9 protein-coding genes are annotated in these 16,067 nt (G+C 47.5%); 4 read left to right on the top strand and 5 right to left on the bottom strand.

The features are described 5' to 3' along the window. The first annotated feature begins 153 nt into the window (after window positions 1–153). The 3 genes from xth to ACO0KW_RS16015 all read left to right on the top strand — a co-directional run bounded on the left by xth (window position 154) and on the right by ACO0KW_RS16015 (window position 4,907). On the top strand, window positions 154–918 hold the full coding sequence (gene xth / locus ACO0KW_RS16025) for an exodeoxyribonuclease III (RefSeq protein WP_423054309.1): 765 nt from the start codon (window positions 154–156) through the stop codon (window positions 916–918). 274 nt (window positions 919–1,192) lie between these two features. After that, window positions 1,193–3,769 (top strand): cation-translocating P-type ATPase, encoded by a 2,577-nt coding sequence (locus ACO0KW_RS16020; RefSeq protein ID WP_423054308.1) that lies wholly within the window; start codon window positions 1,193–1,195, stop codon window positions 3,767–3,769. A gap of 256 nt (window positions 3,770–4,025) precedes the next feature. Next, window positions 4,026–4,907 carry an HDOD domain-containing protein gene (locus ACO0KW_RS16015; RefSeq protein ID WP_423054307.1) on the top strand — a complete coding sequence of 294 codons (882 nt, stop codon included), beginning with the start codon at window positions 4,026–4,028 and terminating at the stop codon, window positions 4,905–4,907. A gap of 131 nt (window positions 4,908–5,038) precedes the next feature. Here ACO0KW_RS16015 and ACO0KW_RS16010 read toward each other — a convergent pair whose 3' ends face one another. The 5 genes from ACO0KW_RS16010 to prpB form a co-directional block, all read right to left on the bottom strand. After that, on the bottom strand, window positions 5,039–6,928 hold the full coding sequence (locus ACO0KW_RS16010; protein WP_423054306.1) for a propionate--CoA ligase: 1,890 nt from the start codon (window positions 6,926–6,928) through the stop codon (window positions 5,039–5,041). 802 nt (window positions 6,929–7,730) lie between these two features. Continuing rightward, window positions 7,731–8,915 carry a 2-methylaconitate cis-trans isomerase PrpF gene (gene prpF / locus ACO0KW_RS16005; protein WP_423054305.1) on the bottom strand — a complete coding sequence of 395 codons (1,185 nt, stop codon included), beginning with the start codon at window positions 8,913–8,915 and terminating at the stop codon, window positions 7,731–7,733. Window positions 8,916–9,163: 248 nt separating this feature from the next. Further along, window positions 9,164–11,758, bottom strand: a complete 2,595-nt coding sequence (gene acnD, locus ACO0KW_RS16000; protein WP_423054304.1) for a Fe/S-dependent 2-methylisocitrate dehydratase AcnD — start codon at window positions 11,756–11,758, stop codon at window positions 9,164–9,166. A gap of 186 nt (window positions 11,759–11,944) precedes the next feature. Continuing rightward, complete coding sequence (gene prpC / locus ACO0KW_RS15995; protein WP_423054303.1) at window positions 11,945–13,099, bottom strand: bifunctional 2-methylcitrate synthase/citrate synthase; 1,155 nt, start codon at window positions 13,097–13,099, stop codon at window positions 11,945–11,947. 141 nt (window positions 13,100–13,240) lie between these two features. Beyond that, window positions 13,241–14,131 carry a methylisocitrate lyase gene (prpB, locus tag ACO0KW_RS15990; protein ID WP_423054302.1) on the bottom strand — a complete coding sequence of 297 codons (891 nt, stop codon included), beginning with the start codon at window positions 14,129–14,131 and terminating at the stop codon, window positions 13,241–13,243. Between the two features lie 256 nt (window positions 14,132–14,387). On the opposite strand from prpB, the gene prpR reads away from it, so the two are divergent. Next, entirely contained in the window at window positions 14,388–16,007 is a 1,620-nt protein-coding gene (gene prpR, locus ACO0KW_RS15985; RefSeq protein WP_423054300.1) for a propionate catabolism operon regulatory protein PrpR, read from the top strand. Window positions 16,008–16,067: the final 60 nt, after the last annotated feature.

Here is a 16,067-nt window from a genome sequence, read left to right as displayed (position 1 = left end):
TTTATTTGAAGTCTGGCATCGTATAATGAGCACATAGCAAAATAAATTGTTTCATGTCGTCTCATTTTAATTTGTAGCTAGATTCGTAGCTAGAAGCAAAAATAAGAGCAACACAGCCTTGAAACCCGCATAAACAATAGATGTATAAAAATTATGAAACTAGTGACCTGGAACGTTAATTCCCTCAAAGTCCGCTTGCCCCAAGTATTGCAATGGCTGGAGATGAATCCTGTCGATGTCTTGTGCATACAAGAAACCAAACTGACCGACGATAAATTTCCGCAGACCGAGATCGAAGCGGCTGGCTATCACGTTGTATTCACTGGCCAAAAAACCTATAACGGTGTTGCGATCATCTCGCGTCATCCGATTGCCGATGTGCAAAAAAATAATCCTCTGTTTGAAGATGAACAGCAACGTATCATCGCGGCAACGATTGCCGGCATGCGTATCATTTGCGCCTATGTCCCCAACGGGCAAGCACTGGATTCCGAAAAATATCCGTACAAACTAAGTTGGTTGGCCGCTTTGCACGACTGGGTCAAGAGTGAGATGGAACGACATTCGCAACTGGCCTTATTGGGCGATTACAACATCGCCCCAGAAGACCGCGACGTACATGATCCAGCCGCTTGGGAAGGCATGAATCTGGTATCGCCACCAGAACGTGCTGCATTTCAAGCCTTGATTGCTTTAGGCTTGAGTGACAGTTTCCGTCAATTTGAACAGCCAGAAAAAACCTTTAGCTGGTGGGATTATCGCCAGTTGGGCTTCCGTCTAAATAAAGGAGTCAGGATCGATCATGTGCTCCTCTCCAAACCATTAGCAGAACGTTGTACTTCCTGTGTTGTTGATCGCGTTCCACGCAAATGGGAACAGCCTTCGGATCATGCGCCTGTAATCGCTACCTTGACGTAAGCAAGTACCAAGGCAATTTGAGCAAGAACATGGGCAACGAATTGAAAGAATCCCGCAGCCTGTAGGATTCGACATACACCGCCCCACAGTTTCAAATATTCCAAACATAAAAGCCTGCTTCAGTTCAAGATCCGAACAAAAGCGGGCTTTCTATTTGATCTGGGACAAAACTGCTAATAAATCATTCTTACGTCACTATTTTTTTATATTTTTCGAGGCGTTTTCGTGAAACTATGAATGTATAGAAAACATACGGTGATTATACGCAAACATCATGCAAAGCTCCTCTCCTCAAAACTTTGAAGGTTTAAGCCAACAACAAGCGACACTGCGTTTGCAACAGGATGGGCTCAACGAATTGCCAACGGCACAGCCACAAAACCTGTTACAAATTGCGTGGCATGTCATTTCTGAACCAATGATTTTGTTACTTATTGCTTGCGCCACGATCTATCTAATATTGGGCGATTGGCACGAGGCGATTGTGTTATGCGGTTTTGTGATTGCAATGCTGATCATCAGCTTCTATCAGGAACATAAAACCGAACGCGCGTTAGAAGCACTAAGAGATTTATCGAACCCACGTGCGACGGTTATCCGTGATGGCAATCAACACTCAATACCAAGCAATGAAGTGGTTTGTGGCGATTATCTCGTACTCAATGAAGGTGACCGGATTGCGGCCGACGGCATCTTAATACGCAATCTTAATCTCAGTGTCGATGAATCTCTGCTAACGGGCGAATCCGTGGCTGTCAGTAAAGATCTCATTCCCGATCTGATGCAACTAGACACCTTGTCGATGGGATCAGCAGGAGGTGACCATACGTCGTTTGTCTTTTCAGGGTGTTTGGTCGTCCAAGGAAAAGGGCTCGCAGTAGTCAAAAGGGTTGGAGCAAGTACTGCCATCGGGCAGATCGGTCAGGCGTTAGCATCAATACAAGAAGAACCTACGAACGTACAAAAAGAGACTCGTCAGGTTGTGAAATATGTCGCTATCGCTAGCATCGCGCTAGCTGTACTCCTGGCGATCTGGTTCGGCTTTAGTCGTGGTGATTGGTTACGTGGCAGTTTAGTCGGCCTGACCTTTGCAATGGCAATGATTCCAGAAGAACTTCCCATCGTCTTGAGTATTTTCTTAGGTATCGGTGCTTGGCGTATTGGTCAAAAACAAGTGCTCACCCGACGCATTCCTGCGATTGAAACCTTGGGATCCGCGAGTGTCTTGTGTGTCGATAAGACTGGCACATTAACTCAAAATAAAATGGCGCTGGCATACATAGTCACTGCTCAGGAAAAATTCGTATGTCAATCTGGCCAAGACCTTCCAGAAGAGTTCCATCAAGTTTTGGAATATGCCATCCTAGCAAGTCAAACCCAAGGGAACGAACCCATGGATCAGGCCTTACATCAAGCCGGCGATGTCTATCTGAAAGGCACTGAGCATTTACATCAAGAATGGATGCTACTGGAAGAATATCCACTTTCAAAAGAGTTAATGGCAATTTCACGCGCATGGCGCAGTAGCAATCAACAACAAGCGCGGGTGTTGATCGCCAGCAAAGGCGCACCAGAAGCAATTGCCGACTTGTGTCATCTAGATGCTAACCGTATCAAGCAACTAATGGTACAGGTCAACCAGATGGCGGAGCAAGGTTTGCGCGTATTGGCGGTAGCGAAAGCAGAATTTAGCGATCCTTCAAATGACGCGAACAAACTGCCTGAGCTCGCGCATGATTACGATTTTGAATTACTCGGCTTAATTGCGTTTGCCGATCCTATCCGGGACGGTGTGCCTGCTGCGATTCAAGAATGCCGCAGTGCTGGTATCCGCGTCATCATGATTACCGGTGACTATCCAGCAACGGCAATCAATATTGCCAATCAATGTGGAATCGACAGTAGTGCTGGCGTACTCACGGGTCAAGAGATGCTTACATTGTCCGACGTGGAACTTCAAGAAAAACTCAAAAAAATACATATCTGTTGTCGCGTGATGCCAGAACAAAAATTACGCATCGTCAATTTACTCAAACAAAGTGATGCTATCGTAGCGATGACTGGCGATGGCGTAAATGATGCGCCAGCATTAAAAGCTGCACACATTGGGATTGCGATGGGCAAACGAGGTACCGATGTCGCGCGGGAATCGGCGGCTTTAGTCCTATTAGACGATGCATTCTCTTCGATTGTCGCCGCGGTACGCTTAGGTCGACGCATTTTCGATAATCTAAGAAAAACGCTGAGTTTCATCATCGCCGCTCATATTCCGATTATCGGCTGCTCTTTTCTGCCGGTCATATTTGGCTGGCCAGTTCTATTGATGCCGGTCCATATCTTGATCCTCGAATTAATTATCGATCCCAGTTGCTCTTTGGTGTTTGAAGCAGAAGAGGAAGAAGACAGCATCATGCAACGGCCTCCACGTTCAATAACAACCAGCTTGTTTCAGTCAACGGTTTTGTGGCGTGGTTTTTGGCAAGGTTGTGGAATATTTCTGACCGTTCTGGCAATTTATGGGATTTCGGTCAGTCTAGGTATTGCTGAAGAAGAAACACGCGCGATTACTTTCGCCGCCATTGTGACGGGCAATTTGGGTCTCATCTTCCTGAATCGTTCATTAACTGGCAACCTGCGCTATGCACTGAGCTCCCCGAATCCCATCCTATGGTGGGTTTGTGCAGCAGCCACTTTGATTATGGTGCTAGTGTTTACGCTGCCCGGATTGCGCCACCTATTTTACTTTGGCAATCCGCACCCATCCGACCTACTCATCAGTGTCGCAATTACAATACTGACCGTCGGTCTGATCGCTTTATTCCAAGGTCTTTCCTTAAAAAACAGTAAATAAATTAACAAACTTCACTATTTATTCTGAACCAGGCCCACTTATGAGAAATTTATTGTATTTAAATACAACAGTCTAAATAAAATTTCCACGAAGCAAGCATATCTGCTACATTGTAATTTGACGAAAGTGGGAATCAAGCACAAAATTTGGCAGAATCATTTGCAGAAAAATGATTCTTAGCCCGTCTCGCTGGAAATCCTCAGCTGACTTACATACGGTGAAATACGTTTTCTCAAAAACGGAGTGACTTTGTGTCATGAATAAATCTGAAGCCCTAGATCTGCTGGTTGAACAAGCCCTACGCGATGATCTGATATTTTCTGCTAGCGTTGCTACCTCATTACGCGTACAAGAAGCGATCGATGTCGCGGATTGCAGCTTGGACACTGCCGCAAAAATCATTATGAACGAACCGCTACTGGCGGCAAAAGTCGTAGCGGTCGCGAATAGTGCAGCCTACAACCGTGGATCAAATAGCGTCACGAATGTCAGGTCTGCAATTGCCCGTTTAGGTTTCAACACTTTACGCGCACTCGTGGCATCTTTGGTGATGCGTCAGATTGCAGGTGCGAGCAAACATCCCGTTATACGCGCCAAAATCAATCAACTATGGGAGCACTCCGCACAAGTAGCAGCACTGGCACAAGTTCTCGCCCGACGTGTTACCAAGCTCAATCCTGACACGGCAATGTTTGCAGGTATCGTTCATGAGGTCGGCGGATTTTATTTACTATCTCGCGCAGAAGAATTTCCTTGTTTATTAGAACCAGATGATTTGTCTGGCGCGGAAGATGATCAAAATTTCGATGAACTCAGCGAGACTCCTCAGAAAGAAACGCAAGAAGCCATCATCGGCAGAGCCGTATTAAAAAACTTGAATTTACCAAGTGAAGTCAACGACGCTTTAGAAGCACTCTGGTATGGCTTACGTGCAATGCCACCAGAAACTTTAGGTGACACGCTGCTATTAGCCAATGAATTGGCACGTACACTTTCACCACTCGATACCCGTACAGATTCAGAAACCAATCGCTGCGAATCAGAGATCGATTTCGTCGTTGGCGAAGGAAGTCTGCTAAGTATTTTGGAAGAATCTGAAGACGAAGTGATTACCTTATCGGCTGCCTTAATTATCTAATTTTCCGTACAGTTTCGGTTCCCACTTCCGTCTCAATCGCACTCAATTTACGCAAAAAATCTCAGACACATCTGTAAAAAATAAGGGAGTCAGATTTACCTGACTCCCTTATTTATTCACGCCAACGCTGCCTAGCCATGCACAGCATTTTTGATCTGCTGCAAAGACATAGGATCTTCTATCGTCGTAAGATCACCCGCATCACGTCCTTCACAAACTGCTTGTATTGAACGACGTAAGAGTTTGCCTGAGCGCGTCTTCGGTAACATAGCGACAAAGTACACACGTGAAGGACGCGCTACAGCACCTAATTGCTTATCAACTACAGCCATGACTTCAGCTTCTAAGCTTTTTGCTAGCTCTGCGGTCGAGGCACATTCTGGATTTTTGATAATCGCAAACGCAACCGCAACCTGCCCTTTCAATTTATCTTCAATACCCACCACGGCGACTTCAGAAATCTGCGGATGACTGGAAATACTTTCTTCTATTTCACGAGTACCAAGACGATGTCCAGCGACATTAATCACGTCATCGGTCCGTCCCAAAATGAAGAAATAGCCATCCTCATCACGTATGCCCCAATCGAAGGTTGAATACAGTTGATCATGCGCGAAGTTCGACCAGTAAGTCTGCACAAAACGCGCATCGTCACCGTAGATGGTTTGCATACAACCCGGAGGTAACGGGCCCTTAATCGCGACCACACCTTTTTCATTTGGGCCACAAACCGCACCTGTGGCTTCGTTAATAATCGTCACGTTATAGCCATACATCGCAATACCGGGACTGCCAAGTCGTGTGTCTTTATGTTCAACGCCACGCGCGACAGATAAGATCGGCCAACCAGTTTCGGTTTGCCAGTAATTATCGATAATTGGTACGCCCAGTTCGGTGGCAATCCAATTTGACGTCGTTTCATCTAGCGGTTCGCCTGCCAGATATAAAGCTTTGAGTGAAGACAAATCATATTTCTTCATTAGCTCAACTGGATGTTTTTTGAGGACACGCACAGCAGTCGGCGCGGAGAACATGCGTGACACTTTGTATTTTTCCACGATGCTCCACCAAACGCCTGCATCAGGACGAATCGGTGTGCCTTCATACATGATCGTTGCCATGCCGGCGATCAATGGACCGTAAACAATATATGAGTGGCCTACGACCCAGCCAATATCCGATGTCGCAAAATAAGTTTCTCCAGGATTGCCGCAGAAAATATTTTTCATGGATGAAGCCAAGGCGACTGCATAGCCACCTACGTCGCGTTGTACGCCTTTAGGCTTGCCCGTTGTTCCTGAGGTGTAGAGTACATACGACATTTCGTTCGATTCCAACCACGTCACTAGAACCTGGGCGTGCATATGCTGCTCACGCATTGCCGCGTAGTCAACGTCGCGACCGGCAACCATCGTCATCGCATCGAGACCACGATTCACTAACAAAACCTTTGCTGGCTTATGGTCGGCCAATTGAATCGCTTCATCCAGCAAAGGTTTGTAAGGCACAGCTTTACCACCACGCATCCCAGCATCGGCAGACACCACTAACACGGGTTTAGCATCATCAATACGCGTTGCTAAACTCTTAGAGGCGAAGCCACCGAACACCACGGAATGCACAGCACCGATACGTGCACATGCCAACATGGCAAATGCAGCTTCGGCAATCATGGGCATATAGATGAGAACTCTATCGCCCTTCTTGACGCCGAGATCCAACATGATTGCTGACATGCGTTGTACTTCGGCATGCAGTTCAGCAAAACTGTAGGTTTTCTCGGCATTGGTTTCAGTCGAAATGGCGATCAATGCCGCCTTATCCGACTGTGTCTCCAACCAACGATCAATCGCGTTATAACAAAGATTCGTTTCGCCACCGACAAACCATTTGGCGAATGGTGGTTTGCTGTGGTCTAGTATTTGGGTGTAGGGTTTGTGCCAGCTGATGAGTTGGGCTTCTTTGTCCCAGAAGCTGGCTGGGTCTTGAATTGAGGCTTGATAAAAATCTTGGTAGTTCATTTTGTCTCCAGTTTTTTATAGCGTTTTTACGTTGAATTCTTTTTGGCGTTTTGTTGATTGTTATTTGTTTTATCTATTCGCCTTTTGTACTACATCAAAAGTTATCGTTCTCGTGATGTCTTTTTCGTCGGTACGATCCAATTTCTCGGTTAATCAGCTTGCTCTGGCCGGGTGTGGCCCGGCGGCCAGTTACCTTTTTTGCTTCGCCAAAAAAGGTAACCCAAAAAAGGCGACCACACTGCCACTGGCCTTCGGCTTCCCAATTGTGCAAGACAAAAATGGGAAAGCCTTGAAACTCGCCTTCGGCTCAAACAGCAAGGCTTTCTTTATCCATTTTCTGTCCTGCACAATTGGCAGTGTCAGAAGTGGATGAAGGTCAAAAGCAAAAGCAACAACAAAACAATCAGAATCAGAGGTCGTTTATTTTTCTATTACCAGCTGTAGGTCGATGTTTTTGACTTTGTTTTTGACTTTGTTTTTGACTTTGTTTTTGACTTTGTTTTTGACTTTGACTTTGACTTTGACTTTGACTTTGACTTTGACCTCCCCCCGTTTGAGACGATGTAATTTGTGCTTCACAGAAAATGGATAAGAAAGTGTTGTTGTCTGAGCGCAGCGAGTTTCAACACTTTCCCATTTTTTGTGACGCACAAATTATGCTGAAGCGAAGCGTAAGCACCCCGAAGGGGCGAGTCTACGGTCGCCTTTCTTTTGCTTACTTTTTCTTTGGCGAAGCAAAGAAAAGTAAGTAGCAGTCGGGCTACCCACGACCAACAGGCCGTAAATCAACAGCAAAAGTCACTCAAAAACAATCACCAGGCACCCGAACAAACCCCTCCATCAAAACCCGAGCACTACGACTCATGCTAGCCTTCTTCACAACCCACTCCGCACCAACTAACTTCGCCTCAGCACCAACGCGTAAAGTGCCTGAAGGATGGCCAAACCGCACGGCAGCCAAAGCACCACCGCCAGCGGCAATATTCACTAAAGTACCCGGAATTGCAGCTGCTGTGCCAATCGCTACCGCCGCAGTACCCATCATCGCATGATGCAATTTACCCATAGACATAGCGCGCACACACAAATCAATTTCATTCGCATGAACCTGCTTTCCGCTAGAAGAAACATAATCTAAAGGTTTAGCGACGAAGGCGACCTTCGGTGTGTGTTGACGTTTTGCGGCTTCGTCAATATGCTTAATCAAACCCATGCGTACCGCACCATAAGCGCGTATTGTTTCGAACTTCGCTAGCGCTGCTACATCGCTATTGATAACGTCTTGCAATTCTGTACCGGTATAACCAATCTCTTCTGCGTTCACAAAAATCGTTGGAATTCCGGCGTTAATCATGGTCGCTTTTAAGGTGCCGATGCCTGGCACATCTAGATCATCGACCAAATTCCCCGTTGGGAACATTGAACCACCAGCACCCTCTTCTTCTGCCGCAGGATCCATAAACTCAAGTTGAACTTCAGCAGCTGGGAAAGTCACGCCGTCGAGTTCGAAGTCACCTGTTTCTTGTACTTCACCATTCGTCATCGGTAAATGGGCAATAATCGTTTTACTGATATTCGCTTGCCAGATGCGGACTACCGCGATACCGTTTTGCGGGACATTGTCGACCAATCCCATGCTGATTGCGCAAGAACCAACTGCTGCGGACAAATTACCGCAGTTACCGCTCCAGTCGACGAACGCTTTGTCGATGGAGACTTGTCCAAACAAATAATCAACATCGTGATCCGACTTACTGCTCTTCGCCAACAAGACTGTTTTTGAAGTGCTGGAAGTCGCACCACCCATGCCGTCAATTTGTTTGCCGTAAGGATCGGGACTACCGATCACGCGCAACAACAAAGCGTCGCGTGCTGCACCCGGCTGTTGCGCTGATTCTGGCAAGTCTTGCACGCGGAAGAACACGCCTTTGCTGGTGCCACCACGCATGTAGACGGCTGGGATTTTAATTTGGGCTAGATGGGACATTTTTTTCCTTTTCTTGGTTCTTAGTCCCCTCTCCCGCAAGCGGGAGAGGGTTAGGGTGAGGGAAGGTAAGCTAGCGAGATCGTTTCAGCAATACTGACAAGCAGTATCACAAACGTATCATCAAACAATCTCGAAATTCTTGATCAACGCCCCTCATCCCCACCCTTCTCCCGCTTGCGGGAGAAGGGCTTATTTCATCGCTACACAAACTCTGCGTAATCTGCGCCTCTTCAGCAAGTCCTTTGTTATCAAGCAGACTTTCTCGACTCCAAAAAGTCCTGTGCAAAACGTTGCAACACACCACCCGCTTCATAAATCGATACTTCTTCAGCTGTATCGAGACGGCAAGTGACAGGCACTTCAACACGTTCACCGTTTTTACGATGGATGACCAAAGTCAAGGTCGTGCGCGGTGTACATTCGCCAGTGACGTCATAGGTTTCTGTTCCGTCTAATTGCAAAGTCAAACGATTGACACCCGCTTTAAATTCCAGTGGCAACACACCCATCCCCAATAAATTGGTACGATGAATCCGTTCAAAACCTTCCGCCACAATCACTTCCACGCCTGCCAATCGCACGCCTTTTGCCGCCCAGTCACGTGAAGAACCTTGACCGTAATCGGCACCGGCAATAATGATCAGCGGTTGTTTGCGTTCCATGTAAGTTTCGATGGCTTCCCACATGCGCGTCACTTTACCTTCGGGTTCAATGCGTGCCAAAGAACCGGCTTTCACTTTGCCTTCCGCATCGCGCACCATTTCGTTCTTCAAAGTGGGATTCGCAAACGTCGCGCGTTGTGCAGTCAAATGATCGCCACGATGCGTTGCATAAGAATTGAAATCTTCTTCTGGTAAGCCCATCTTTGCAAGATAAGCGCCAGCCGCGCTATCAAGCATAATCGCGTTGGATGGTGATAAATGATCGGTCGTAATATTGTCACCTAACACCGCCAGAGCACGCATACCTTTCATGGTGCGCTGACCAGCTAATGCGCCTTCCCAATACGGCGGGCGACGGATATAAGTGGAAGGCGCACGCCAATCGTATAGAGGCGCTACGCTGGCCGCTTGCTCTGTCGAGATCGCAAACATAGGCTCGTAGACTTTACGGAACATCTCAGGCTTCACGCTGGACTTCACAATCGCATCGATCTCTTCATCGGTCGGCCAGATATCTTTCAAACGGATCTCTTTGCCATCGACTACCGTCAACACATCTTTCTCGATATCGAAACGGATCGTGCCAGCAATCGCGTAGGCAACAACGAGTGGTGGCGAGGCAAGAAAGGCTTGTTTCGCGTAGGGATGAATACGGCCATCGAAATTGCGATTTCCGGATAACACAGCGGTCGCATACAAATCGCGGTCAATAATTTCTTGCTGAATCACAGGATCTAGTGCGCCAGACATGCCATTGCAGGATGTGCAAGCGTAAGCGACGACGCCAAAACCCAAGGCTTCCAGATCAGACATCAAGCCCGCTTCTTCCAGATACAAAGTCACTGCTTTAGAACCTGGTGCTAAGGATGATTTAACCCAAGGCTTACGGGTCAAGCCAAGGCGGTTTGCATTACGCGCCAACAAGCCAGCAGCAATCACATTGCGTGGATTGGAAGTATTAGTACAGCTGGTGATAGCAGCGATGATGACCGCACCATCTGGCATTTGGCCTGGCACATCGTCCCAAGCAGCAGCGATACCTTTTGCTGCTAAATCGCTGGTAGCAACGCGAGCGTGCGGATTGGACGGGCCCGCCATATTGCGCACGACCGATGACAAATCAAATTGCAGTACGCGTTCGTATTCAGCTGTTACCAAAGAGTCGGACCATAAGCCAGCCACTTTTGCGTAGGTTTCGACCAAAGCTACTTGTGCATCTTCACGACCAGTTAATTTCAAATAATCGATGGTTTGTTGATCAATACTGAACATCGCTGCTGTCGCACCGTATTCAGGTGCCATATTCGAAATTGTCGCGCGATCGCCAAGCGTCAAGGCTGCCGCACCGCTACCGTAAAATTCAAGATAAGCGCCCACCACTTTGGATTTACGTAAAAATTCTGTCATTGCTAAAACAACGTCGGTTGCGGTGATGCCTGGTTGTGGTTTACCACTGAGCTCCACGCCGATAATATCCGGCAAACGCATCCATGATGCACGACCGAGCATGACGTTTTCCGCTTCCAATCCACCGACACCAATCGCGATCACACCAAGTGCATCAACGTGCGGCGTATGACTATCGGTACCTACTAAAGTATCTGGAAAAGCCACACCATTTTGTGACTGGATCACAGGTGACATGCGCTCCAGATTAATCTGATGCATGATGCCATTCCCTGGTGGAATCACTTCCATATTTTTAAAGGCGAGCTTGGTCCAATTAATGAAGTGAAAACGATCTTCATTGCGACGGTCTTCAATCGCACGATTCTTTTCAAAGGCTTGCGGATCAAACCCACCGCATTCAACTGAGAGCGAATGATCGACGATCAATTGCACAGGCACCACGGGATTGACCTGTGCTGGATCGCCACCTTGATCCGCAATCGCATCGCGCAAACCTGCAAGATCAACCAAAGCTGTTTGACCAAGAATATCGTGACATACAACGCGCGCCGGGAACCATGGAAAATCCAAATCGCGTTTACGCTCGATAAACTGTTTTAAGGAATCCGTCAAAGTCGCTGGATCGCAACGACGTACCAAGTTTTCGGCTAGAACTCGCGAGGTGTAAGGCAGCTTGGCGTACGCGCCAGCTTCAATCGCATCGACAGCTTCACGCGCATCGAAATAATCGAGTGAGGTTCCTGGGAGGTTTTTGCGGAATTGTGTGTTCATTAAATGTTCCTTGTTCTATTTTTTACTGCATCGCCGACGTTTCGGGATTTAGCTGCTGCATTGGATCGTTTAGAAAATCCGTAGTCGGGATGCAGCGCTAGGCGGCAAGCACAGCAATATGTCGATATTGCGAGCATTGCCAACAACGCGATGCGCCCGAGTACGGGTTTTAAAAATGATCCAAATTTATTTGCGATCTTTTAACGGTACAAACGCCAAATCCTCAGGCCCAACATAATTCGCACTCGGGCGAATGATCTTGTTATCGATACGTTGTTCAATGATATGTGCCGACCAGCCTGATGTACGTGCGATCACGAACAAAGGTGTGAACATTGCCGTTGGCACGCCCATTACGTGGTAAGACACGGCAGAGAACCAGTCTAGATTCGGGAACATTTTTTTAATGTCCCACATCACTGTTTCTAAACGTTCAGCGATGTCATACATCTTGGTAGAACCAGCTTCTACTGACAAAGTACGCGCGACTTCTTTGATGACTTTATTACGTGGGTCAGAAACCGTGTACACAGGGTGACCGAAACCAATCACCACTTCCTTATTTTCCACGCGACGTTTGATATCGGCTTCAGCCTCGTCTGGATTGTCATAACGCTTTTGAATTTCAAAAGCGACTTCGTTTGCACCGCCATGTTTAGGACCACGCAAAGCACCGATTGCACCTGTGATAGCAGAGTGAATGTCGGAACCTGTACCAGCGATCACGCGACTGGTGAAGGTAGATGCATTGAATTCGTGCTCTGCGTACAGAATCAATGAGGTGTGCATGGCACGAACCCAAGATGCTTTTGGTTTTTCGCCATGCAGCAAGTGCAGGAAATGACCGCCGATAGAATCGTCATCCGTTTCAACTTCAATACGTTTGCCGTTATGACTGAAGTGATACCAATACAGAAGCATAGAACCGAAAGACGCCATCAAGCGATCAGCGATATCACGTGCACCAGGAGTATTGTGATCATCTTTTTCCGGCAGCGTGCAACCTAACACCGATGAGCCTGTGCGCATCACATCCATAGGATGTGAAGACGCTGGCAAGGCTTCTAAAGCCGCTTTCAAATTTGCTGGCAAACCGCGCAAGGATTTCAACTTCGCTTTGTAGGCGGCAAGTTCTGCCACAGTCGGCAACTTACCATGTACCAGCAAATGCGCGATTTCTTCAAACTCGCAATTATCCGCAACGTCCAAAATGTCGTAGCCACGATAGTGCAAATCGTTACCTGTTTTGCCTACGCTGCACAAGGCAGTATTGCCAGCTGCAACGCCAGACAAAGCAACAGATTTTTTTGGTTTGAATGTTGGGTTTTCTTGTGTGGTCATTTCGTTTTCTCCAAAGTATATTCAGTTCAATTTCAAAACCCCTCAACGCCGAGGCGCTAAGAAAACGAAGAAAGAGGAAGCTCGTCTCTGCGCTCCTCTGCGCCTCTGCGTCTCGGCGTTGAGGGGTTTAAATTTAAATTATTATTTCCCTTTTTGCTGGGCAAACAGAGCATCTAATTTTTGTTCGAAGTCGTGATAATTGATACGCTCATAGAGCTCCATGCGTGTTTGCATAGTATCGACCACATTCTTTTGCGTGCCGTCGCGACGGATCGCAGTGTAGACATTTTCCGCTGCTTTGTTCATGGCACGGAATGCGCTCAATGGATACAGCACCAGACCAACGTCAGCGGAAGCTAGCTCCTCGACTGAGTACAAAGGTGTAGAACCGAATTCAGTAATGTTCGCGAGAATAGGCACTTTGACTGCATTAGCGAATTGCTTGTACATCGCCAGTTCAGTGATCGCTTCGGGGAAGATCATATCGGCACCAGCTTCAACGCAAGCCAACGCGCGATCAATCGCTGCTTCCAAGCCTTCTACTGCCAGCGCATCGGTACGCGCCATGATCACGAAATTTTCATCAGTGCGTGCATCGACAGCAGCCTTGACGCGATCAACCATTTCTTGCTTACTAACGATTTCTTTACCTGGACGGTGACCGCAACGCTTGGCACCGACTTGATCTTCAATATGCATCGCTGCCGCGCCGAACTTGATCATAGACTTGACGGTGCGCGCAACATTGAAAGCGGAGGAACCAAAACCGGTATCGACGTCGACCAACAAAGGCAAATCACAGACGTCAGTGATACGGCGCACATCAGTCAACACATCGTCAAGATTGGAAATACCCAGATCTGGCAAACCCAAAGAGCCCGCTGCGACACCGCCACCGGACAAATAGATCGCCTTAAAGCCAGCACGTTTCGCCAATAAAGCATGATTAGCGTTGATCGCGCCGACGACTTGTAACGGAGATTCTTCTTGCATCGCCTTACGGAAGGCTGCACCTGCGGAATATTGAGACATGTTCTTTTCCCTTTAAGTTGGATGCAATCCTTATTGCAAAGCGCGTGCCAATCGCGATGGATCGCACAAACCAGGTTAGGAGATACTTTAATAATCAAACACTTAAAAGATGGCAAAGCGTGAAGAGCTTGAGCAAAAAACTCAGCTATGTTGCAGAATCACGTTGCAGATGAAACAAATTTGAAACATAATGCAGGCAATATGAAACATCATTTGAAACACCGAATGAAACATAGCATATTTAAGTGAGAATACTATGAGCCGCCGCCCTCCCATTCCCCGAGACCCCCAAGACAAGCCTGTAATCTGGACAGTATCCATCTCACGCCTGTTCGATTTATTCCGTGACATCATGGTCGAATATGATGCCAGCGCAGATATCGAGCCTATTCATCTTGGTTTCGAGGAGGCTGCGCAAGTCTTGCGCGAACGTCTGCAGACCGAATGTTGCGATGCAGTGATTGCAGCCGGCTCAAATGGCGCTTACTTAAAAAATCGATTACCTATTCCAGTTGTCATCGCCAAAGCGAGCGGCTTTGACGTAATGCAAGCCTTAGCCCGGGCACGCAAAGTATCGCGTCAAATCGCGATCGTGACTTATCAGGAAACCATGCCTGAATTAGCCGATTTCAAGGCAACATTCGGCTTTCAGGTTGAGCAAAGAACCTACGTCACAGAAGAAGATGCAAAAAGTCAGATCAGCGAACTTAAAGCTATGGGAGTTCAAGCGATAGTAGGCGCTGGACTCATCACAGATTTGGCTGAAGAGGCCGGACTGACTGGTATTTTTATGTATTCCGCAGGCTCAATTCGTCAGGCTTTCGACGACGCCATTGAAATCTCTCGCTTGACGCGTCTAGAGGCATCAAAAGGTCGGCAACAACCAATTGGTGAGCTACGTGCTCGCCATAGTATCAATGACTTGCGTGGCGATTCCAACCTCATGCAAGAGGTCAGACAATCGATTATGTTGTATGCACGTTCACCTGCCACGGTGTTACTGCAAGGCGAAACTGGCACTGGCAAAGAGCTGGCTGCGCAGGCCATCCACAAAGAAAGTGCACGCGCCCGGCAACCTTTTGTCGCTGTCAATTGTGGTGCGATAGCGGAATCTTTACTTGAATCAGAATTATTCGGCTATGAAGAAGGCGCATTTACCGGCTCACGTCGGGGTGGACATGCTGGCTTGTTTGAAGCAGCAAATCGTGGCACGTTATTCTTAGACGAAATTGGCGAAATGCCGCTGAACCTACAAACACGACTCTTGCGAGTATTAGAAGAAAGAGAAATTGTTCGCGTCGGTGGTGTACGCCCGATACCGGTCGATGTCCGCATCATCAGCGCAACTCATTGCGACCTTGAACAGCGAATTCGCGATGGCAGGTTTCGTGCAGACTTATTTTATCGCCTTGCAATATTACGCTTGCGTTTGCCAGCGTTGCGAGAACGTCCGGAGGATCTTGTCACGCTGGCACAATGGAGCCTAAAACACGCATGTGCGTCGATCGGGGCCCGTCCACATCCGAATTTGCATGCGGAAGTGGCACACTGCGCCGATTTACTACAAAATTATACGTGGCCAGGCAATGTACGTGAGCTACGTAATCTGATGGAACGTGTCGCACTCTACCTCTCGGTTACGCCATTGCAGGCGATCACGTCTGGATTTCTATTAAAATTATTACCAGAAATGAAATCTTCGGAACATCAAAGGATCACTTCAGTCGACAGCGTAAGCATCAGCCAACCTATCGACGATGATCAGTCGATAGGAAGTCTGATGAGAAAATTCAATAATAACCGAGAAGCAGTCGCGCACGAGCTTGGCATCAGCCGAACCACGTTATGGCGTCGCTTACGTTCTATTCAATCGTGACTAAATGGTTCTTTATGCTTCTCAAAAAAGCCTAGAAAGACACAATAAGTCACAAATTTT

Source organism: Undibacterium sp. Ji22W (genome assembly GCF_049340305.1).
Taxonomy (GTDB): Bacteria; Pseudomonadota; Gammaproteobacteria; order Burkholderiales; family Burkholderiaceae_D; genus Undibacterium.
This window is presented reverse-complemented; position numbering and strand designations above follow the sequence as displayed.